This is a genomic window from Lacicoccus qingdaonensis (assembly GCF_900101075.1).
Classification (GTDB): domain Bacteria; phylum Bacillota; class Bacilli; order Staphylococcales; family Salinicoccaceae; genus Lacicoccus; species Lacicoccus qingdaonensis.
The window spans coordinates 16,365-32,585 of sequence record NZ_FNFY01000020.1 but is presented as its reverse complement, the minus strand read 5'-3'; the positions used below and the strand labels follow the sequence as shown (position 1 = coordinate 32,585).

At 42.7% G+C, this 16,221-nt stretch carries 20 protein-coding genes and 1 pseudogene; 9 read left to right on the top strand and 12 right to left on the bottom strand.

Annotated elements, in window-relative coordinates; genetic code table 11:
• Positions 1-77 precede the first annotated feature (77 nt).
• On the top strand, positions 78-959 hold the full coding sequence (locus BLR15_RS10485; protein ID WP_092987282.1) for a LysR family transcriptional regulator: 882 nt from the start codon (positions 78-80) through the stop codon (positions 957-959).
• A 40-nt stretch (positions 960-999) separates the two neighbouring features.
• Here the strand turns inward: BLR15_RS10485 and BLR15_RS10480 are convergent, their stop codons facing one another.
• From BLR15_RS10480 to mutY, 4 genes are read right to left on the bottom strand one after another with little or no spacing between them, the layout of a single operon-like run.
• Positions 1,000-1,623, bottom strand: coding sequence for a DNA-3-methyladenine glycosylase (locus BLR15_RS10480; protein WP_092987281.1), 624 nt, complete (start codon positions 1,621-1,623; stop codon positions 1,000-1,002).
• 11 nt (positions 1,624-1,634) lie between these two features.
• The gene (locus tag BLR15_RS10475) at positions 1,635-3,371 is read right to left on the bottom strand and encodes an ABC transporter ATP-binding protein (protein WP_092987280.1); all 1,737 of its coding nucleotides are present in this window, start codon (positions 3,369-3,371) and stop codon (positions 1,635-1,637) included.
• 54 nt (positions 3,372-3,425) lie between these two features.
• On the bottom strand, positions 3,426-3,971 hold the full coding sequence (gene ntdP / locus BLR15_RS10470) for a nucleoside tri-diphosphate phosphatase (protein ID WP_092987279.1): 546 nt from the start codon (positions 3,969-3,971) through the stop codon (positions 3,426-3,428).
• Positions 3,972-4,027: 56 nt separating this feature from the next.
• Positions 4,028-5,065 carry an A/G-specific adenine glycosylase gene (gene mutY / locus BLR15_RS10465; RefSeq protein ID WP_092987278.1) on the bottom strand — a complete coding sequence of 346 codons (1,038 nt, stop codon included), beginning with the start codon at positions 5,063-5,065 and terminating at the stop codon, positions 4,028-4,030.
• 62 nt (positions 5,066-5,127) lie between these two features.
• Here mutY and BLR15_RS10460 point away from each other — a divergent pair, with 62 nt between their 5' ends.
• Positions 5,128-6,105: a metal-dependent hydrolase gene (locus BLR15_RS10460; protein ID WP_092987277.1), complete on the top strand. Its 978-nt coding sequence runs from the start codon at positions 5,128-5,130 to the stop codon at positions 6,103-6,105.
• 68 nt (positions 6,106-6,173) lie between these two features.
• Here BLR15_RS10460 and BLR15_RS10455 read toward each other — a convergent pair whose 3' ends face one another.
• The 7 genes from BLR15_RS10455 to BLR15_RS10430 form a co-directional block, all read right to left on the bottom strand.
• Positions 6,174-6,929, bottom strand: a complete 756-nt coding sequence (locus tag BLR15_RS10455) for a hypothetical protein (protein ID WP_092987272.1) — start codon at positions 6,927-6,929, stop codon at positions 6,174-6,176.
• Between the two features lie 10 nt (positions 6,930-6,939).
• On the bottom strand, positions 6,940-8,430 hold the full coding sequence (locus tag BLR15_RS10450) for a hypothetical protein (protein WP_092987270.1): 1,491 nt from the start codon (positions 8,428-8,430) through the stop codon (positions 6,940-6,942).
• A gap of 3 nt (positions 8,431-8,433) precedes the next feature.
• Positions 8,434-8,754: a YfhH family protein gene (locus tag BLR15_RS10445; RefSeq protein ID WP_092987267.1), complete on the bottom strand. Its 321-nt coding sequence runs from the start codon at positions 8,752-8,754 to the stop codon at positions 8,434-8,436.
• Entirely contained in the window at positions 8,723-9,526 is an 804-nt protein-coding gene (locus BLR15_RS10440; RefSeq protein WP_245696747.1) for a regulatory protein RecX, read from the bottom strand. The genes BLR15_RS10445 and BLR15_RS10440 overlap by 32 nt, the downstream gene beginning before the upstream one ends.
• Before the next feature lie 79 nt (positions 9,527-9,605).
• Positions 9,606-9,761 carry a hypothetical protein gene (locus BLR15_RS14075; RefSeq protein ID WP_176754131.1) on the bottom strand — a complete coding sequence of 52 codons (156 nt, stop codon included), beginning with the start codon at positions 9,759-9,761 and terminating at the stop codon, positions 9,606-9,608.
• An 88-nt stretch (positions 9,762-9,849) separates the two neighbouring features.
• Complete coding sequence (locus BLR15_RS10435) at positions 9,850-11,070, bottom strand: aminopeptidase (protein WP_092987266.1); 1,221 nt, start codon at positions 11,068-11,070, stop codon at positions 9,850-9,852.
• Positions 11,071-11,093: 23 nt separating this feature from the next.
• Entirely contained in the window at positions 11,094-11,291 is a 198-nt protein-coding gene (locus tag BLR15_RS10430; protein ID WP_092987265.1) for a DUF1128 family protein, read from the bottom strand.
• Between the two features lie 161 nt (positions 11,292-11,452).
• On the opposite strand from BLR15_RS10430, the gene BLR15_RS10425 reads away from it, so the two are divergent.
• The 5 genes and pseudogenes from BLR15_RS10425 to BLR15_RS10405 all read left to right on the top strand — a co-directional run bounded on the left by BLR15_RS10425 (position 11,453) and on the right by BLR15_RS10405 (position 14,912).
• Positions 11,453-11,773 (top strand): hypothetical protein, encoded by a 321-nt coding sequence (locus tag BLR15_RS10425; protein WP_092987264.1) that lies wholly within the window; start codon positions 11,453-11,455, stop codon positions 11,771-11,773.
• A gap of 58 nt (positions 11,774-11,831) precedes the next feature.
• Positions 11,832-12,869, top strand: coding sequence for a YihY/virulence factor BrkB family protein (locus tag BLR15_RS10420; protein WP_092987262.1), 1,038 nt, complete (start codon positions 11,832-11,834; stop codon positions 12,867-12,869).
• A 1-nt stretch (position 12,870) separates the two neighbouring features.
• Positions 12,871-13,437 (top strand): beta-class carbonic anhydrase, encoded by a 567-nt coding sequence (locus BLR15_RS10415; RefSeq protein WP_092987261.1) that lies wholly within the window; start codon positions 12,871-12,873, stop codon positions 13,435-13,437.
• Between the two features lie 322 nt (positions 13,438-13,759).
• Positions 13,760-14,317 (top strand): annotated as a pseudogene (locus BLR15_RS10410) (gamma-glutamyltransferase); the annotation flags it as partial.
• A 70-nt stretch (positions 14,318-14,387) separates the two neighbouring features.
• On the top strand, positions 14,388-14,912 hold the full coding sequence (locus BLR15_RS10405; RefSeq protein WP_092987259.1) for a D-glycero-alpha-D-manno-heptose-1,7-bisphosphate 7-phosphatase: 525 nt from the start codon (positions 14,388-14,390) through the stop codon (positions 14,910-14,912).
• Positions 14,913-14,935: 23 nt separating this feature from the next.
• Here BLR15_RS10405 and BLR15_RS10400 read toward each other — a convergent pair whose 3' ends face one another.
• Positions 14,936-15,130: a YwbE family protein gene (locus tag BLR15_RS10400; RefSeq protein WP_092987252.1), complete on the bottom strand. Its 195-nt coding sequence runs from the start codon at positions 15,128-15,130 to the stop codon at positions 14,936-14,938.
• Positions 15,131-15,290: 160 nt separating this feature from the next.
• On the opposite strand from BLR15_RS10400, the gene BLR15_RS10395 reads away from it, so the two are divergent.
• Positions 15,291-15,770, top strand: a complete 480-nt coding sequence (locus BLR15_RS10395) for a metal-dependent hydrolase (protein ID WP_092987250.1) — start codon at positions 15,291-15,293, stop codon at positions 15,768-15,770.
• Positions 15,771-15,924: 154 nt separating this feature from the next.
• Positions 15,925-16,185 carry a hypothetical protein gene (locus BLR15_RS13850; RefSeq protein WP_143003962.1) on the top strand — a complete coding sequence of 87 codons (261 nt, stop codon included), beginning with the start codon at positions 15,925-15,927 and terminating at the stop codon, positions 16,183-16,185.
• Positions 16,186-16,221 lie beyond the last annotated feature (36 nt).

Below are 16,221 nucleotides of genomic sequence, written 5' to 3'. Positions count from 1 at the left end.
TTATCCATATTTAATTCTATACAATCAATATATCAATGATATAATATTAATATCAAAATAAGATTGGTTGTGGTTTTATGGAAATTAAACAATTGGTATATTTTACAGAAACCGCACGGTTGCAGCACATGACAGAAGCGTCCCTCCTTTTGAATGTGGCGCAATCTGCGCTGTCGAGACAAATAGGTCTGCTGGAAAATGATTTGGGAATAGAATTGTTTAAAAGGGAAGGCAGAAATATAATACTTACTGAAGAAGGAAAAATATTTTATGAGGATGCATTAAAAATATTGGAAGTTGTGGATCAGACAAGGGAAAAGATTTCAGAGAGTATAAAGGCGGATGCTCTGACTTTGAATATTCATCTCACCAAGTCAGACATGACATCAAAAGTGCTTCATACTTTTCAAAACCTTCTCATCGAAAACAATGAGATTGATTTTAATATTCAGCAGAGTGATGAGCAGACGATAGAAAAAAAGTTACTGGATCACTCTCTTGATATCGCCATTTCAACAAATAAGTACTCAGATGAAAATATTAAAAGTACATTGCTGTTCGATCAGAACTACAATTATATATTTCGTGAAAGCTCAGAAATCAATTTACCGGTCAAGGCCTCTTTAAATGAATTCGAAAATTTATCTTTGGTCACCCTGGATGCGGTGATGGATATTGAAAAGCAATTTAAAAAATCCAAGGTTTTAAACATCAATGACGTTGCGATTATACAATATCTGCTCATGCACCAAAATTATGTAGCCATACTAAGTTCGAATGAAACCAGAATGCTGAAGTATAATTATCCTAATTTTGTCATCCACAGCCTGGATCATCTGAATATAAGACAGCCGCTTTATATCAGTACACTAAAAAAGAATGAAAAGTCTTTTGTTCATGAATTTCATAAGCAGCTGAGTGACGAATTCAGCAAGATGAAAAATCATATGATGGGATAAAAAAAAGCGCAAAATCCAAGAGGATTTTGCGCTCTTTCTACTATTCCCAGCCATTGCCGTCCGCGGCCCTGCCTTTAAACCTGCTGACATGGGGGTTGCCTTCAACTATGAAGCGATATGGATAATCAACAGCCTCTTCTTTATTATCAATGCCGATTCTGGGTGTCGCCAAAATCTGGGCGGGTGTTTTACCGTGCCTTACTATCAAAGTTGCATTGTTCAATTCCATACCGTTATGTTCGTTTCTTGTAATGCCTAGAGATTTCGTCAGCTTACCGGGTCCGTCCGTCAGATTATTATCACGCCCGCGCCTTTCTTTCATGATATCAATCCCCATATTCGGTTCGATTCCCCGGATCAGCACTCCTTCCGGTTCACTGTGTGTAGTTAAAAAGTTCATACAGTTATGACCGTGCATGCTGTAAACGTAAATATGGCCGTATGGTTTGTACATCATTTCGTTCTTCTTATTTTTCCTGCCTTCGAATGTATGGGCCGCTTTGTCCCCGACACCCAGATAAGCTTCCACTTCAGTTATGAACCCACTGGTTATGCGGCCGTCAATACAAGTAATGATTTCCAGACCGAGCAGCTGTTTTGCTGCATTAAGAGTATCATTACTCATAAATCCGAGATCCACATCAGATTGAAATTTATCTATCATATGCAATCACCTTATAAATTTTGAATACTGTACAGGTCGAAATACTCGCCTTTTCTGAGCATCAATTCTTCATGCGTACCCGATTCCACTACTTCACCGTCACTTATGACGTGAATTTTATCTGCATGTGTTACAGTGGATAACCTGTGGGCCACTATAACAGTTGTACGCTCCTCTGACAGTTCGAGTAATGTATCCTGAATGACACTCTCACTTTCCAGATCCAGTGCACTGGTCGCTTCATCCAATATTAAAATCGGCGGGTTCTTCAGGAATACACGTGCAATTGCGATGCGCTGCTTCTGACCGCCGGACAATTTCACGCCCCGCTCACCGACTTCGGTATCATAGCCATCTTCAAGCATCATGATGAATTCATGGGCATTGGCGTTTTTCGCAGCTTCCACCACTTCTTCATCTGTGGCATCCGGGCGTGCAAGCAGAATATTTTCCCTGACCGTTTCAGAAAACAGAATATTCTCCTGCATGACGATTCCTATCTTATTTCTGAGTGATGAAGTCGTCACATCTTTCACATTCGTGCCGTCCAGAGTGATTTTACCTTCAGTCACATCATAGAATCTCGGAATCAGATTGACCAGCGTGGACTTCCCGCCGCCGCTCATCCCGACAAAAGCGACGGTTTCGCCGCTGTTGATCTCCAGGTTCATATTATTGATGACCTGACGGCCGTCTTCATTATATTTGAATCCGACGTTTTCAAATTTCAGATTGCCGTTCGTCGTCTCAAGCTCTTTTGCATCTGCTTTATCTGTAACATCATACTTAGCATCAAACAACTGGAAAACACGGTCCATTGACGCGATACTCTGGGTCAGTGCAGTTGATGATGAAACGAGTCGGCGTAAAGGTCCGTATAATAAATCCAGATAAGCGATGAATGCCGCCAGTGTTCCGACGGTCAGGTTGCCCTGTATCACCTGGTAGGCACCGAAACCGATGACAAGGAGCGGTCCGATATCCGTAATCGTATTGACGACCATGAAGCTCCGTGCCGTCCATTTCGCGTGAGTCGTCGCCTTATTGAGGAAATTACCGTTTCTTTTATTGAAACGGCTGGATTCCGTCTTTTCCACAGCAAAACTTTTAATGACATTGATGCCCTGGATTCTCTCATGCAGATACCCCTGTACTTCTGCCAGTGCCTGCGAACGGTTACGCGTCACTTTACGCAGACGGCCGAAGAAATACCATACCCCGAAAATGTAGAACGGGAATATGAGCATGGCCACAACCGTCAGCTGACCGTGAAGACTGAACATGATTGTGAGGGCAATCAGGATCGTGGCAAGATCCAGCCAGATGTTCATGAGTCCGGTCATGATGAAATCTTTAGTCTGCTCTACGTCGTTGATGACACGTGAGATGATTTCCCCGACCTTGTTATCCGAATAGTACTTGGCACTCAGCATCTGCAGGTGACCATACAACTTTTTACGAATATCATACAATATTTTGTTGCTTGTCCATTGGGCGAGATACTGCCTGAAATACTCCACCGGCGGTCTGATGACCACGAATATGAATGCGAACACCAGCAGAATCTGAACGAGCATTGTCATTCTCTCGTCCGCAGCCAGCCCTTCCGGCATGATGATATCATCGATTGTATATCTGATGAGGAGCGGGGTTAACAGCGGAATACCAAATTTAAGTATGCCGATGATGATCGTTAGAAATATCAGCCACATATATGGCCTGACAAATTTTAAATACCTTCTTATCAAATGACAATCCTCCTTATACATTCGAAAAACCAATCAACGCACTTGTTGATTGGTTTAGTACGACTTAAAGTCACTGTTGAAGCGATGCTGCCAGACCTTTATAAAATCGGGTGCAAACGGCCCTTTTTTGTGTTCAATCCATTGCTGCAGAATATCGACATTCCTTCTGAGAATAGCATCGATATCTTCAGAATAGTTCATACGGCTTTTATGTAACTGATATTCATCTTCATCAAGCAGATGATATTTACCGTCCGGATACACTTTAATATCCAGATCATAATCTATATACTTGATGGCTTCCCCGTCATAAGCATACGGCGAAGATAAATTACAATAATAATAAACACCATCTTCTCTGAACATGCAGATTACATTGAACCAGTATTCTGTATGGAAATATACAATGGCCGGCTCCCTGGTCACCCAGGTTCTTCCATCACTTTCTGTTACCAGCGTGCGGTTGTTCCCGCCGATTATTACATGGTCTGTGCCTTTTAAAATCGTTGTTTCTGACCATACACGATGCATTGAACCATCATGTTTATAACTTTGAACCTTTACCCTGGTTCCTTCTTTTGGTATGGATTCTACACCCATATTCCACACCACCTCAAGAGTTAATACTTTTATATTATAACACAGGAATATCTACTTTACAGTTCAGCGAATTCATCTGCAGCGAATTTCCTGAAAATCTTCTTCATGGCAATGCTCATCGGCAGTTCATGGACTTCACCCACCGGCACGAAATATTCATTTTTGGAAGTGGTATGCAGCAGATAACTTTCCATATACCAGATTTTATGAGTGAAGACATGTTTGTCACTGCCTATGTAGATGCGTTTATCGTCGAGTCTGACATCCAGTTCCTCTTCAATGTTTTCAATATTCGTATCCACATCGTATTTCGGCAGTTCATACATGCCTTTCAAAAGGTCGCCCTCCTGTTTATAAATAAAGATCTCCTGGGCATCATTGACGATAAAATATACATTATAGGTCTCTTCTTTTTTCTTTGTTTTCTTTTTCTTGATCGGGAAGTTGTTGACAGTATTTCTTTTGAATGCTTCACAGTGTTCCTGGACAGGACACATGATGCATTTCGGTGTTCTCGGTGTGCAGATTGTTGCACCGAGTTCCATCAGTGCCTGATTGAAATCCCCTGCCTCGAGTGGGATGATTTCTTCTATCTCTTTTTTTACCGACTGCTGGACACCTGCCTTTGTCATATCCCGGCTGTCCTCGTTCAAGCGGGACATCACCCTGAGAACGTTACCGTCAACAGCTGCCAGCAGATGATTGAAGGCTATGCTCTGGACTGCTCCGCCAATATAAGGTCCGACACCTTTCAACTCAAAAAATTCGTCCGGGTTGTCCGGAACTTCAGCATTATAATTTTCTTTCACATCTTTTACGGCGCTGTGGAAATTACGTATTCTGTTATAATACCCCAGACCTTCCCAGTCCTTCAGCAGCGCCTGTTCGTCTGCATCGGCCAAATGCTGTAAAGTAGGATATTTTGTTATAAATTTTGTAAAATAGGGAATAACAGTAATGACTTGAGTTTGTTGCAGCATCACTTCACTTAACCAGATTTTATAAGGGTCGCTTGTCCTTCTCCACGGAAGATCCCTTTTATTTGAGTGATACCATTCGAGTAAGCTATTATTAAATGTTGAAGACTGTAACATACTGACTTTCCTTTTTAAAATAATTTTTATATACCATATTAAACAGAGTGGAGGCACAAATTATGGATACTCTCACACATACATTAATGGGCGGCACATTGGTCGGTCTCGCAACCATAGACCCGAATATCGATGCAATTTCAGCAGGTTTCATCGCCACAGCCGTCGGTGCATCTTTAGTGCCTGATGTCGACACAATAATGAAGATGAAAAATAATGCCGTCTACATCACCCACCACCGCGGCATCACCCACTCATTGCCGTTCACTTTTTTAATATGGCCGGTGCTGCTGACACTAATTGCACATCTTGCATTCGGACTGCCGTTTTTAAACACATATTTATGGGTCCAGCTGGCAGTATTTCTGCATGTATTCGTAGATATATTCAATTCGTACGGAACACAGGCCCTCCGGCCGCTCGACAATACGTGGATTCAGCTTGGAACGATAAACACAGTGGATATTCCGATATTGATCGTCCACGGCCTTTATTTCGTTCTGTGGTTTATAGGTTTTTCACCTGTCACATTGTTCGTTGTAATGTATGCCTTCCTTATACTATATTATATCACCAGATATTTTATGCAACGATTCCTGATCAGGAAAGTCCACAGGCAGCTGCCGAATGAAAAGATTAAACGTACATTTGTCATGCCCACACTTCACTTCAACCAGTGGCGCATCATCGCAGTGACGGAAACTGCCTACTATGTCGGCAGGAGCTTCAAGGGCAACATCATATTCTATGACCGTTTCAACCGGGAAGACTATTTGCCGAATGAGATTTTCATGGCGATCAAACATGATAAGAACTTTCAGGCATTCACTTTTTTCTCGTCCATTTACCGCTATGAGCTGACATCGCTGGATACGGACACCTTCGAACTCCGTTACATTGATCTGAGGTATTTGAAAGAAGGACATTACCCATTCGTCTGCATCATGCATCTGGATAAGGAAACTTATGAAGTCGAACACAGCTATACAGGATGGGTGTTTTCAGAAGATAAACTGCAGCGGAAACTGCTGGACTCCTAGTCGAAGCTGCCGAAAATTCAAACGACAGGCGGGCATAAGCCCGCCTGTCGTTTTTTTAGTTTCAGCAATTACGTCATCTGCCTTTTTTTGTTGAAATCATAAAATGTGAATTTCATCTTGTCATACAGCTTGAATATCCATAAATAGAGCAGGGCCATCTGTGCAAAGAACAGCACATCATGCGGCAGACGGTTGATGCCCCATGCGATATCGATCGAATTGGTCTGCAGCCCGTTCACCACATAATAGAACGGATTCAGACTCAACAGGTTGTTCAGTGCCGTCGGCAGCTGCTCCGGCAGATAGACTACCGGAACGACCAGAATGAGTATGACGAACACAATGACATTAAATCTGTAGTTCGGCGAATCTGTCATCAGATAAAATAAAATGAACGGTACGATGAGCAGCAGTCCGAGAATAATATAGTACAGCATCGTAAAGATATTAATCATCCAGTCATCAACAGCAAGTGCGACGACTGCGGAATTCACCACCATGAGTAAAGTGAAGATGAATGTTTGAAACAGGATCGTCGGCATGATTCTGTAAAAGATGGAAACATATCTGATTTTCACGATGGAATCCTTTGCGAACACAATATTCCAATTCAGTACCACCATGCTGAACAGCCATATCGTCGTCATCAGCCCGATCACGAGATAAAGATATCTGACAGCCTCGACATTCGTCAGCGTCAGGCTGCCAATCACCAGAAACAGACCGCAAATGAAATACATCAGCAGAGGGGTCAGATTATGAAATTTAAAATTTTGAACCTGATAGGAAAAATGTCTGATTAAATAATTGAACTTTTGCTTCATAATGACCTCCTTACCGGTTGATGTATACCCAGTTTTCATTTTCACCATCTAAAATCATATAGCCATCTTCAACTCTGAATATCTGCTGATTTTCAGACAGACCGTAGTCTTCGAGCAGTTCATCCACGTCAGTTGCAGGCAAAGTGATGGATATCACCCTGTCATTCCTGAAATGATAAGTGATCGGCACACCCGGCACTTCTCCATGATATTCATCAGCCTGCAGGTTGAAAGACTCTATTGCTTCATCTGAATCACGGTTCATCATCCGCAGATAAAACTGGTAGCTGTCTGAAAATGATTCACCCGCATACTGCAGCAGTTCATCAAATGCGGCTTCCGTATATAAGCTTGCCGGGTTGAAGTAAAGCAGGTCCGATTCATCCACTTCATGCTCGCTGTCGTCTATTGCCACCGTGTAGCTCTGATCATGAATTTCAACGATGTCGACCAGACTCATATACGGCAGTGTTTCTCCGCCGATTTCAAGACTGTCATCCAGCACCAGTCCGTATACGAAACTTTCAATGCCCTCTTCCTCTTCCACCGGCACCGTCTCTGTTCCGACTGTCGTACCTGTCCCGCTGAAATTGATATTCATGAATATCACTGCCGACGATGTCATGATGATGAACAAAAGGACGAGCGAAATGATGATCCGTCTGATACTCAGCTGGTCGATCAGTGATGTCTGCTTCTTGCTGAGCCTCTGCATATTATGCTTATAGTGTGCATACTCAGATATATTCCGCTTCCATTTCAGATCGAACAGCGCTTCTTCGTCCACATTTTTAATCTGGCTCTTATCTTTTAAATACTTATTATAATGGGCAATGCCCTTTTGCACACCGCCTTCATAGCGGACCTGCCCGTAACTCAGCCATAAAAAATAGTTGGACAGCTGTTTTATCATATCGACTTCCGTCTCCAGGAGCATTACACCTTTGTCTTCTTTTTCAAAGGCGGATACGATTTCTTTGAAACGCACCCTGTTTCCGTCGGAAAGATGGCTGCTCATATTACAGAAAATAAAAACATCCGCTTCGATATATGTAGAAGCCTCCATTAAAACTGCTGCCATCTCCGCCCGGGTCAGAGCATTGACTTTCTTATACCATATTCTCTTGAAGAATGGATTTTCATTCAATTCCTCAAGATTCGTCTCAACATTTTGCGGGTTCATGTATTCATCAAACAGTTCACTTAAAAACCTCTGTACCTGGTGTTTATTCTGTACATGATCCATGACATCCAGGCTTGCGATCACCGCTTCAGACTTGACTTTGCCGGATTTGGGCCTGATTGTGCCCGTAATCATATCCTTTAAATAATAAAGGGTCTCATAGTCGCTTAAAACACCAAGCACTTCTCCCCTGTATAAAGTGAAGGAAACATCTTTCAGCAGCAGATGTTCATCCTTCGACAATATACGCTTCCTCAGGTGTATGGACTCTTTCGCATATGAGAGTTCCTGGCCTCTCAGCAAAATGATATCTTGCATAATTTATCCTTTCCGCTTTAACTGAAGCATACTTACAGGGATGCCGGTCTCATTCTCTCTGCCGCCGATGAAGAAGCCCCATGCAAAGACACCTTTGATGTATTCCACTTTGAAGTAATGATCTTCATTACTGACAATTTTATATATTTTGCCCTTTTCAATCTGGCTCAGATCGATCAGGTAGCTTTCGGCAATCAATACCTGCCTCTCATTCACATGATACTCGTTTTCAATGCCCATCATTTCAGCTTTTCTCATAGCTTCGCGTTTCTGTCCTATATATGCCTCAATTTCACGTCTCGTCATCGAACGCAGTGGTTTCATCTTTCATCTCACCCATCTTTTTCTGAATCAAATCATAACCGTAGCCTTTTCTGTGCATGGCAGCAGTCATTCTTTGTTCTAAATCAAATCCTGTATACTTACTTTTATATCTTCTGAATGTCTTTTCAAAATCACGCTCAAAATACGGTGTTTCATCAAAGTCATCATCAAAATCTATCATTTCAAAATGCTCTTTGTAGTAACCTTTAGTCATCAGTTTTTCCTGGAGTTTCATTGAAAACTGCCTTTTGGAACCTTTATACTTTTTAAATTCTTTATTTTTGATTTTATTCATTCTTTCAGAATCTATCAAATCATTGAATTCGCCGCACTTACGCATGATGATATCCTCATTGATGCTGTGTTTCTTCAGTTCCATTTCCAAGAGCTTCGGTCCTTTGTCGGAAGTGTTCAGCATAGTATTTTTAAGAGCTTCACTGTACATTTCATCATTGACGTAGTTTTCATTCACAAGACGTTCGATTACATCATTCACAACGTAAGATTCGTATTCTTCGCTCAAATATTTTTTGATTTCGTTCATGGAACGAAGTTTATAACTTATATATTTGAGTGCGGCGACATAGGCATGATCATACTGCACCGCCTCAAAAATCTCTTTCAATTCATCTTCCGTCATCTGACGGTCGCTGATCAGCCTGTGGCGTACGAGGGATTCCTCATGTACAGTCATTTTATCACCATTTGAAAAATCCACATCATATAAACCATTTTTACGCCTTTTAACTTTGTCGATGTTTATCAGATCCATCATAATCGCCTCTTTTAAGTAGAACAATCGAAAAAGAGAGGAGAATCCATATCCCCTCTCCACTCTTAACTAAAATATATTATATTTTTCTATTCAATGCTTCCTCAGGTGTATCCACCTCGACTGACGATTTTCCGGGGAATGCTTTGTTCAGGTAGTAACCAAGAACAGCGGCGAATCCCAGAATGGCAAAAGTGAATGCCAATAATACCAGCGTCATCATCATCATACTCATGAAAGCCCTCCTAACAAAGTCATCATAATCCATATTACATATATTTTATCATAAAATGCCGATGATGGTGAACAGTATTTTATATAACTTAAATTGCCCAGTTACCTTTTACAAATATCGGTGTTTCTCTGCCTTCTGCATCCACACCGTAAATGTTCAATTCAGCGCTGCCGATCATAAAGTCGACATGTGTGATCGAATCATTCAGTCCCGCTTCTGAAAGCTCTTCCCGGGACATGTCTTTTCCGCCGTCCAGACTGAAACCGTAGGCACTGCCGAGTGCAATATGGCAGGATGCGTTCTCATCGAACAGAGTATTGAAGAATAAAGTCCCAGTATTGGAGATCGGGGAATCATCCGGCACCAGCGCCACTTCCCCAAGATATCTCGCACCTTCATCCGTATCCAACAGATTTTTCAGCACATCTTCACCGCGCTCTGCAGAATAGTCCACTACTTTGCCGTCTTTGAATGTCAGTTTGAAGCCGTCGATGATATTACCGCCGTAGCTTAAAGGTTTAGTATTGGATACATAACCATTCACCCCTGTTTTCTCAGGTGCTGTGAACACTTCTTCGGTCGGCATGTTCGCCATGAAACTGACGCCGTTCGAGTCTTCACTAGAAGCACCTGCCCACAGATGTTTTTCAGGAAGCTTCATAGTGAAGTCTGTACCCGGTGCTTCATATCTTAATGCATGGAAATGACGGTCATTTAAAATATCCACTTTCTCGTGCAGTGATTCGTCAAGTTCCTTCCATGCCTGAACCGGATCTTCCTCATCGAGGCGCATCGTGTAGTAAATGAGGTCAAGAAGCGCATCCACAGCCTCATCATCCGATTTATCCGGGAAGACGAGTTTCGCCCACTCGGCTGAAGGATATCCTGCAACACACCAGCTGTGATAGTCGGACTGGATGCGGTTGGAGTAATCCTTGAACGCCTTGCCTGCAGAAATCTGCATCGCCTGGAGCTTTTCAGAGTCAACACCTTTCAATAATTCAGGTGATGAGGAAGTGATGCTTAAAAAGGCCGCCTTCTCATCCGAATAATACATGCGTTCATCAATAATCCACTGCGGTACGCGGCTCAGCTCCTCGAGACTTTTATTTTCCGCATGAAGCTGGGACAGCTTGTCATCCTTTAGTTTGACAGTGACGTCTTTCGCACCTTTTTCATATGCTTTTTCCGTAACGAGACGTATTAGCGGCAGTACATCGGCTGAAGCGTTGATGCTGACCCTCTGGTTTTTTTGTACATTCAGCCCGACTTCAACGAGAAGTGAGGCGTATTTCTCCAACTTAGTCATGAATATATCCCCTTTTTTTAAAATTACTTTCTCATTTTGGACAGTTCATCAAGTATTGCCGTCTGTTCCATCGCACTGATATCGTTTCTTGACGTCAGCATTTTGTGATAATCTTCTATTTCTTCCTTCTGGCTGTCATCAAAATCTTCAGGCTTCAGAATACCTTTATTTACCACTTTCAATTTTTCTTCTATTTCCTTCAACATAGTCTCTTTATCCAAAATACTTGTCCTCCTTCAAATTTATACATAAATACATAGTATCAAATATTACTAAAGTTGAGTAATATAAATAAAAATACTGATATATTTTGTACATAAGTTTATAAATGATTTAAAATGGATATATCACATATAAATACCTTAAAAGGAGATTTTACATTATGAAGAACAAAATGATCCCTGCAATTTTAATTGGCGCCGGTATTGGGGCACTGGTGAGTTTGATTGATAAAAGTACTCGTGAGTCAGTAGTGAGCAGTGGCAAGGAAGTCGGCTACTATGCAAAACATCCTGATGAAGCGAAAAATAAATTCCAGAACACGTCAGGACAGCCATCCAAGTTTGAGCAGCTGAAAGATGAAGTTATGTTCTGGAAAGACACTGTTGAGCAGATCAGAAGAGAAAATCCTGAACTTGAACAATCCATCATGGATGCAAAAGATACTTTCATGAATAAACGCGAACAGAAAAAATTGAAATAAGTAATCAATCTGAAAAGGACTGACTGAGGTTGGTCCTTTTATATAATGAGGTGTTTATATGTCGAAGAATGAAAGCAGCAACTCCAATTATCTTTCACAGGTAAAAGAAGAAACTGAAGAGAAAAAAGCCGACAACAAGTTTGTTGATAATACGGTATTCAAATCAAAACAGTCAAAGAAAGATGATGAAACACTATATGTATCCAAGATCAATAAGCCTGCAAAGTGGAAAGATAATCCGAACTTCCTGCAGAAACTGATGTTTCAATTCAGTAAGGATAACGCATCGGGCATGGCGGCACAGCTCGCATATTACTTTCTGCTCGCCATATTCCCGCTGCTCATATTCCTGTTGACCCTGGTGCCTTTATTCCAAATTGACCAGGAAATGATCGTCGGTATGATTGAGGACTACGCACCTGCCGAGATTGCAGGTATGCTGACGGGCATCATCGATGACGTCATGACATCATCAGGCGGCGGATTATTGTCAGTGGGTCTGATTGCGACCCTGTGGTCTGCATCAAACGGTATGACAGCTCTGATGAATGCATTCAACGTCGCTTATGATATAGAGGACAACCGTAACTTTTTCGTATCGAAAGGTCTTTCTATATTTTTCACTATCATTTTAACGTTATCAGTATTACTTACATTCGTACTCATCGTGTTCGGCGGACAGATCGGCAACCTGATGTTTGGTGTCATCGGCCTTGACGATCAGTTCTCTACAGTATGGAATCTCGTAAGAAGCATTTTACCACTGCTTCTCGTATTCGTAGTGTTCCTGATCATGTACCTGACTGCGCCGAATATAAAAGTGAAATTGAAATCAGTGATTCCCGGAACCATATTCACCACGGTCGCGTTTCTTGTAGCCTCATGGGGCTTCAGCATCTACGTATCCGGTTTCGGCAACTATTCGGCGACATACGGCAGTATCGCCGGTGTGATCATTCTGATATTCTGGTTATATATCACCGGCGTCATCATCATCCTTGGCGCACAGATCAACGCAATCATTCATAAGGACAGCGTTTTAAAAGAAAGAAAAGAAAATAATGCGGAAAAAAAGCATGTGAAGGGAACAGTTTAAAATGACATTATTATATGACTTGCTTGACTACAACAAAAGTTTCGTGGCAGACGAAAAATACAAAGACTATGTTCTGACGAAATCACCGAATAAGAAAATGGTATTGGTCTCCTGTATGGATACGAGGCTGACCGAGATGTCATTCAAATCACTCGGTTTGAAAAATGGAGACATCAAGCATATCCAAAATGCCGGCGGCGTCATTTCACACCCGTACGGCAGTACAGTACGCAGCATTCTGGTTGCCGTGTATATGCTCGGTGTCGAGGAAGTTGTAATAATGGGACACCATGACTGCGGCTTTGGTGCATTGAAACCGGAACCGATGATTGAGGAAATGAAGAAACGCGGCATTTCCGAAAATACATTCGACGTTCTGGAACACTCAAGAATTAACATCAAAAACTGGCTGCAGGGCTTCGACAGCGTCGAAGAAAGCGTCAAGGACAGCGTCAGAAAAGTTCACGAACACCCGCTGTTCGATAACAACATCCCCGTACACGGCCTCGTCATCGACCCCGACAACGGAAAAGTCGATCTCGTCGTAGACGGCTACAAAAAAGATTAAATTATATTGATGATACCGGTGCTCCCCTTCTGGGAGCGCCGGTTTTTATTTTGTTCAATGATGACGTGCCTTGGCAGTAAAACGACGGCACGCGAATCACCAGCTCGTGCCATGGCGGAAAAACAACGGCACAAGAGTGACCGCCTCGTGCCATGGCGGAAAAACGACGGCACGGGGGTGACCGCCTCGTGCCTTGGCAGTAAAACGACGGCACGGGAGTGACCAGCTCGTGCCATGGCAGTAAAACGACGGCACGAAGGAGTACGCATCTATTGAATCTTCAGACCTGCGGTTTTAATATAATGAAGGCTTTGAAACCACCCACTTCACCGCCGTCGATCAATGGGGTAACGTTGCAGCATGCACAACTTCCATTGAGCGTATTTACGGTTCAGGTATAATGGTCCCAGGATACGGGTTCCTTTTGAATAATCATCTTACAGACTTTTCCACCGAGCCCGGCAGTATAAATGAGCCCAATGGCAATAAATACCCGAAAAGCTCAAAAAGTCCGACCATACTATTTCATGAAGGCAAGCCGTTTTTCACTCTCGGCTCACCCGGTGCAGCGACAATCATCGCATCGGTCGTCCAGACGATCGTGAATGTCATCGACTACAATATGCCGATCGATGAAGCAATCAAAGACCAGCGTGTCTATGTCATGCCCGACCTCAGTAAACAGTGGGAAGACGGTCTCAATAATGATGTTCTTGAAAAACTGTCTGAAATGGGCTATCAATTTGACCAGACTTTCCGGGAAGAAGGCGACGATACGAGAATCGGTGACGTCCAGGCAATCATGATCGATCATGCAGATGACCGCCGGCTCTACGGCGGGGCTGATTTTCCAAGGCCGGGAGAAGCCAAAGGATTATAAAGATAAGTATGAATAAAATCTCCGCTCCAGATTGAGCTGGCGGAGATTTTTATTAAGGAGTGGATATTGTATGAGTAAAGCAGTATTTTTAGACCGTGACGGCGTCATCAATGAAGTGCTGACAAAACGTGTGAAATTCGTTAATACACCCGATGATTTTTATTTGCTGGACGGTGTCGGGGAAGGCATAAGAAAGTTGAATGCGTCCGGCTGTAAAGTGTTTGTCGTGACAAATCAGGGCGGTGTCGGGCTTGGGTTTATGACCGAGCAGGATCTGCACGATGTGCATTATCGGATGGAAAGCGATCTTGCCCGCTTCGGTGCATATATTGATGATATCGCCTATTGCCCCGATAAGCCGCATGTCAAGAGCTGGTACCGCAAACCGAGTCCGGGCATGATATTGGACTTGGCACAAAAACACAGGATCGACCTCGCTTCAAGCTATATGGCCGGCGACCGTGATCCGGACATACTGGCGGGCAGAAATGCAGGCACTAAAACCGTCTTTCTCGGAAACGACAAAAAGCAGAAGGAGAAGGCCGACCTGCACTTCCCCACCCTGCTGTCATTTGCAACGTGGCTGACGGATTGAATTTTGGTAAGATGTTTAATTTATCAGACGAGAATCTCTTTCACCCTGCCTACTGTGCCATCTTCAAGTTTCACTTTGATGCCGTGAGGGTGTGTCGGTGAATTTGTCAAAAGTCTTGCAACCACACCTACAGTCAGTTTCCCCGACCTTTGATCCTGTTTTTGTACCACTCTCACGGTTTTGCCCGGTCTGATATTTTCTCTTCTTGTTCCTGGCATGTTCATTCTCCTTCAATCATATTATTATTAATCTTACCTTTTACAGGCGGCTTCTACAACATTCTCACTCCGGCGCCGCCACTTATATGTGGATCGGTATAAATAGAGTGAAACCGGCAGCTGAATAATGGTATCATAAATAAGTCAGGGAGGGAAAAGCATGACAGGAAAAACACATATCATCGGCGGTATCGCAGCAAGTCTTGCTTACGCTTATTTTTCAGGATCAGATCCGGTAATTCTGACCGGGGCGGGCATAATCGGGGCATTGCTGCCGGACATCTGTCACGGCGGCAGCAAAATCGGCAAACAGCTGCCTATAATATCCAAAATCATAAATTTAATTTTTGGACACCGTTCATTTACACACAGCATTTTATTTTTAGTCATCATCGCGTTTTTAATGAAGACATTTTTACCATATGAAACCGTCACGGCCGGACTGATCGTCGGCATGGTGAGCCATTACATATTGGATATGGGGACTAGGAGCGGCATCCAGCTGTTCTTCCCTATCGATTTCAGAGTCAGATTTCCACTTACGACAAAAACGGGCAGCATGGCAGAAAATGTTATTTTCAGTGTACTCGCGCTCGTATCATTTTATTACGGATACCATGCATTATCTTTTTATTTATGAATAAAAGCCCCGACTCAGGTTTGGGCTTTCTTTTTGTGATTTTGCCATTTAGCTGTGTGGAAATCCAGGGCTGTCTTCACACTGAAGTATCCTAAACGTTTAGATAGCAGCAACATCTGGCCTATCTTCACACTTCATCACCTCAAACGTTTAGTTGGCAAGAAATATAAGTCTAACTAAACGCAGATCAGAAGTTCCTGCTCACATAGCCTTCAAAAACTCATCAAGTGAGCAGGCAGCAGAAAAATCTGCTCACATAGCCTTCAAAAACACTTCAAGTGAGCAGGCAACAGCTAAATCTGCTCACATAGCCTTCAAAGACACTTCAAGTGAGCAAGCAACAGAAAAATCTGCTCACATAACCTTCAAAAACATGCCAAATGAGCAGGCTCACAACAAAACTGCGACACATTAAAAATCCGACTGCACTCTCATGCAGCCGGATCTTTTA